The 4,398-nt window shown below is 41.0% G+C and carries 4 protein-coding genes; 3 read left to right on the top strand and 1 reads right to left on the bottom strand.

Annotated features, from left to right (window positions below):
• Positions 1-218: 218 nt before the first annotated feature.
• Positions 219-647, bottom strand: coding sequence for an RrF2 family transcriptional regulator (locus tag B4C08_RS01150; protein ID WP_296662217.1), 429 nt, complete (start codon positions 645-647; stop codon positions 219-221).
• Positions 648-962: 315 nt separating this feature from the next.
• Between B4C08_RS01150 and B4C08_RS01145 the strand changes: the two genes are divergently transcribed.
• From B4C08_RS01145 to B4C08_RS01135, 3 genes are all read left to right on the top strand, one after another.
• On the top strand, positions 963-1,670 hold the full coding sequence (locus B4C08_RS01145; RefSeq protein ID WP_296091668.1) for an SGNH/GDSL hydrolase family protein: 708 nt from the start codon (positions 963-965) through the stop codon (positions 1,668-1,670).
• 233 nt (positions 1,671-1,903) lie between these two features.
• On the top strand, positions 1,904-2,347 hold the full coding sequence (locus B4C08_RS01140) for a DUF3015 family protein (RefSeq protein WP_295800703.1): 444 nt from the start codon (positions 1,904-1,906) through the stop codon (positions 2,345-2,347).
• 52 nt (positions 2,348-2,399) lie between these two features.
• On the top strand, positions 2,400-4,370 hold the full coding sequence (locus B4C08_RS01135) for a DUF4105 domain-containing protein (protein ID WP_296662216.1): 1,971 nt from the start codon (positions 2,400-2,402) through the stop codon (positions 4,368-4,370).
• Positions 4,371-4,398 lie beyond the last annotated feature (28 nt).

The following is a 4,398-nucleotide window of genomic DNA, read 5'->3' as shown; positions in this document are numbered from 1 at the left end:
CAGAATATTCTGCTTTTGTACGCTCAGAATAATCTTTTTGTACGCAAAACATTTTGCTATTGTACGGTCAGGATTATCTTTTTCTACGCTCAGCATTTTACTTTTGTACGCAGAACATTTTGTTTTTGTACGGTCAACATAATCTTTTTGGACGCTAAGTATTTTGCTATTAGGCGATTAGGATAATACTTTTGTACGCAGAGTTTAATAAAATCTGCTTATATCACCCAGTCGCTTACACTTTCAGGCTTTAAAAGGTCGGAAATTTTTACACTGTATAGATAGTTGGAAATTATAGTGTCTAGTTTTTCCCACATAGGGAGCGTTTTACATTCAGCGGATCGTGGACAGCTTTCAGCATTTTCTTCAAGGCAGGTAACAGGGGCTAAAGTTCCTTCTGTAAGCTTTAAGATCTCGCCAACGGAATATTCGTCAGCGTCTTTTGTGAGCCTGTAGCCGCCTTTTTTTCCGCGTAATCCTTCAACAAAGCCTGCCTTAACCAAAAGAGCCACAATGCTTTCAAGATATTTTAGCGACACATCCTGATTTTCAGCAATGATATTTAATGGAACAAACTCGCCTTTTCCGTGCGAACAAAGCTCTATTATAACACGAAGCGCATAACGCCCTCTTGTTGAAATCAGCATAAACCGTAACCTCTTTTTTATTTTCCTATCTTATCACAAGGATTATTAAGTTTCAATGTGATTTTTTGGAGGAAAGACAACCCTCTACTTCGAAAGTGAAGCGATTTTATCACCCTTTAAATACTGCGCTAAACGCTTCCTTATTAATACATTAATAAACACCCATTTAGTGCAGTAATTGCCTCATTATTAGTGTACTAATCATCACCTTACTACTGTAGTAATTATGAGGAAAGAAAACGGTAGTTTACGAGAAGCCACTATCAAAAGCTAAAAAAAATGAAACTTAACGGCGCGCAATGTGTCTAACAAGGCATGGAAAACGGAATTAACACAGTCTCTGTATATGGGGATTCAATTTTAAAGGGCGCAGTTACAGGAACAGGAAGCGGACATCTTTTTGACATAACAAAGAATGACAGCCTTTCTCTTGCAGCCGCAAAATTAGGATTCAAACTGAACAACCAAAGCGTGTTCGGAAACATAATTACAAAAAGCTACAAGAGGTTTTTGCGTGATGTTGAGCGGAATGCGCTGGGCGACCTTGCAATAATAGAATCCGGCGGAAACGACTGCGATTATGACTGGGCGAAAGTATGCTCCGGGGAAAACACAAATCCGCGTGTAAGCATAGACGAATTTATAAGCACAATAGATACAATGGTAAACACTTGCCGCCAAAACGGAACAACTCCGCTTATTATGACAATGCCGCCTCTTGTTCCAGAGCGATGGCTTTTGCACATTTGCCGCGGATATGACGAGCAGAAAGTAAAAGCGTTTGTGAACTCAGACATTATGACGCTGTACCAAAACCAGGAAACATACAATGCGCATCTTGTAAAATACAGTTTTCAAAACAACGTTCAGCTTGTGGATATGAGGCTTGCATTTCTTGAGTCCAAAAAAGACAAAGAACTTATGTGCCAGGACGGAATCCACCCTAACGAGGAAGGATACAGGTTCATGGCGGAAATCTGGGAAAAAGAGCTTCCAAAAGTAAAAAACGAATTTCCAAAATAGAGCCCATCATCTGTCATTCCTGTGCTGCGACATGGGAATCCGCTTTTATTATTCAATAAATTAGCCCGAATGTCGAGTTTTGATAAGAACAGTAATTTAAGTTTTTTGTTAATTTAAGGTAATGACTATTCATTTTCTTGACTTTTTGAAACTGTTGCTTTATCATTTATAAAACTAAAAGGAGAAACAAAAGCTTCATTGCTATGTTTTTCTGAAAAACCTTGGAGGCTCTTATGTTTAAGGGTAAATTGGCTGCTGCAGTAGCTGTTGTATCATTGGCACTTTCTACAAGCGCTTTTGCAACAAAAGTTGGACCTGGTCTCGGTTGGATTCTTTTCGGACAACAGAGCGGACCTGCTTACGACTTGCTTGCTGCTGTAACAAACGGCACTCTCTGTTCAGGTCTTTTCGCTATCACATTCGGAACATCTGGATACGATGGCGGACTTATCGGAATGGAAGAGACAGACAAGTTCATCGCAGACAACATGGATGCACTTGCAACAGACATCGCTATGGGCGAAGGCGAGTATGTTGACACACTCTCTGCAATGCTCAACGTTTCTGACAGTGTAGCTTTCAAAGCTGCTCTTCAGGCAAACTTTGACAACATCTTCTCTTCTTCAGACGTATCTGCAGCTGAAGTAAGCGGAAAGATTTACTCACTCGTTGGCTAAGTTGGACATTTCGTCTAAAAGAACAGGGTACGGCCGCAAAGTCGTACCCTGTTTGTTTTTACTTGCAGCTTCATTTTTCCTGCCAGTATTTGCAGATGAAGACAGCCCCGCAAAAAATACTGCGGACGCTGTAGACTTTTCAGGAAAACTAGAAGCAATTTCAAAATTCTCATCAATAGAACCGGCTTCAGGCTACGAACAAAAAGCGCAGGACGCTGTAGACAAGGCATTTTACATGGAGCTTTACAATGCGCCATACTGGAAAACACTTTTGCATTACAAGCCTTCTCCATTCCACAAAAACAAAAGCCTTGTGGACGACCCGATGTTTTTTTTATCTAAAAAAGGTAAGACAAACCCAAAGGCAGAGCTTGAAGAAACAATAAAAGCTTTTTTTTCGCCTGCCCCGGGCAAAGACGAGCGGCACGCAATAGAGCGTTTTCCAGGCAGATTCAAATGGATTTGCAACGAGCTGAATCTTTCAAAAGAAGATTTTCCTTATGACGGGGATGCGTATTATCAGTCAATTGTAAAAAAAGTAAATCCCGGAGACGTTTTCCTTGTATTTCCGGCAGGCTTTCTTAAAAATCCGGCTTCAGTTTTTGGGCATACATTCTTGCTAATGGAATCAAAAGGATTGTCGCGTCTTCTTGCAAACTCAATAAATTACGGTGCTGTAAGCAACATAACAGGCGGAGTAATGTACGCAGTTCTTGGACTTGTTGGAGGATTCCGCGGATATTTTTCATTTGTTCCTTACTACGAAAAAATCAAGCAGTATGCCAACATGGATATGCGCGATATGTGGGAATACCGCCTGAATTTTTCAGAAGAAGAAAAAGACAGAATGCTGCGCCACATTTTTGACCTTTCAGGCATCTATTCAAGGTACTTCTTTATAAGCGAAAACTGCTCGTATAACTTGCTGTTTCTAGTTGAAGCCGCCAAGCCCGAAACAGACATAACTAATATTCTAAGCGGCGTTGTAGAGCCAATTGAAACTGTAAAAACCATCTACAAAATAGGACTTACTAACCAAGCGGAATACAGACCTTCTGTATACTCAAAGTTGGAATTTCAAAAGACACAACTTACACACAAGCAGAATAAATATGTAAAAGATGTTTGCCTTGGAAAAAAGACAACGCAGGATTTTCCATTCCGCGACTTGCCGAAGGAAAAACAGGCGGAAATTTGGGAGCAGGCGTCTGACTATCTTACTTCCCTCTTGAACAGCCAGAAAATTTCACCAGATGAATACAGACCGCGCTTTGTTTCAGTTCTTTCGGAGCGTAGAAAACTCGGTAAAATAGAAGAGAAAGCAAGTATAATAGAACCGCCTCACCCGGAAAAGGCGCACGGTTCCAAAAAGATTTCTATTCACGGCGGAAAAGACATAGAAGGCGCGTACACTGGCTTAGAATTCCGTCTTACAGCCCACGAGCAGCTTGAAAGCCCGGCAGGATACGCTTCAAACTCTGAACTTGTGTTCGGCGAAATTGACCTTAGAGTGCATCCACAGGAAACTGACTTTTACTTAAAAAAAGCCCTGTTTGCATCCATAATCTCGCTGCCGGTTTCTGACTTATATTTTTTCAACAGCGCAATGGACATTGTAGCAGGACTTGACTCAAACCCGAATGAAGACAAAGAAGAAGATCTTGCATTCAGACTGAAAGCGATGTTTGGAACAAGCATAAAGCCTGCATCTTGGATTCAGCCGTATTTTCTTGCAGGAGTTGATATTTATGCTTCTCCAAAGTACGAAAGAAAGCATTTCCGCACAGATCCGCTTATTGGCGCAGAGCTAGGTTTTATAACAACAGCAGGAATCTGGAAAAACAAGATTGCAGCAAGCGCGCTTCAGTCACCGTTCGACAAAGACCATTTAAGGATTCAGGCTAGCGTAAACGAAGGTTTTAACATTGCCCAGAATATTTCACTTAAAGGCGGCTACTCTTTCAATATGGACTGGGGCGAATGGTGGCATGAGTTTTCTGTTTCGTTCAATGCGTATTTTTAGAGATTGCAATATATGCATTTAGATTTTC

Origin of the sequence: Treponema sp. UBA753, assembly GCF_002297325.1 — a bacterium.
GTDB lineage: Bacteria > Spirochaetota > Spirochaetia > Treponematales > Treponemataceae > Treponema_D.
Note: the sequence above shows the minus strand (reverse complement) of the source record. Positions and strands in the feature narration are given on the sequence as shown.

Coding starts and splice junctions, on each gene's coding strand:
- B4C08_RS01150 (WP_296662217.1), bottom strand. CDS start 647: ATGCTGATTTCAACAAGAGGGCGTTATGCGCTTCGTGTTATAATAGAG.
- B4C08_RS01145 (WP_296091668.1), top strand. CDS start 963: ATGGAAAACGGAATTAACACAGTCTCTGTATATGGGGATTCAATTTTA.
- B4C08_RS01140 (WP_295800703.1), top strand. CDS start 1,904: ATGTTTAAGGGTAAATTGGCTGCTGCAGTAGCTGTTGTATCATTGGCA.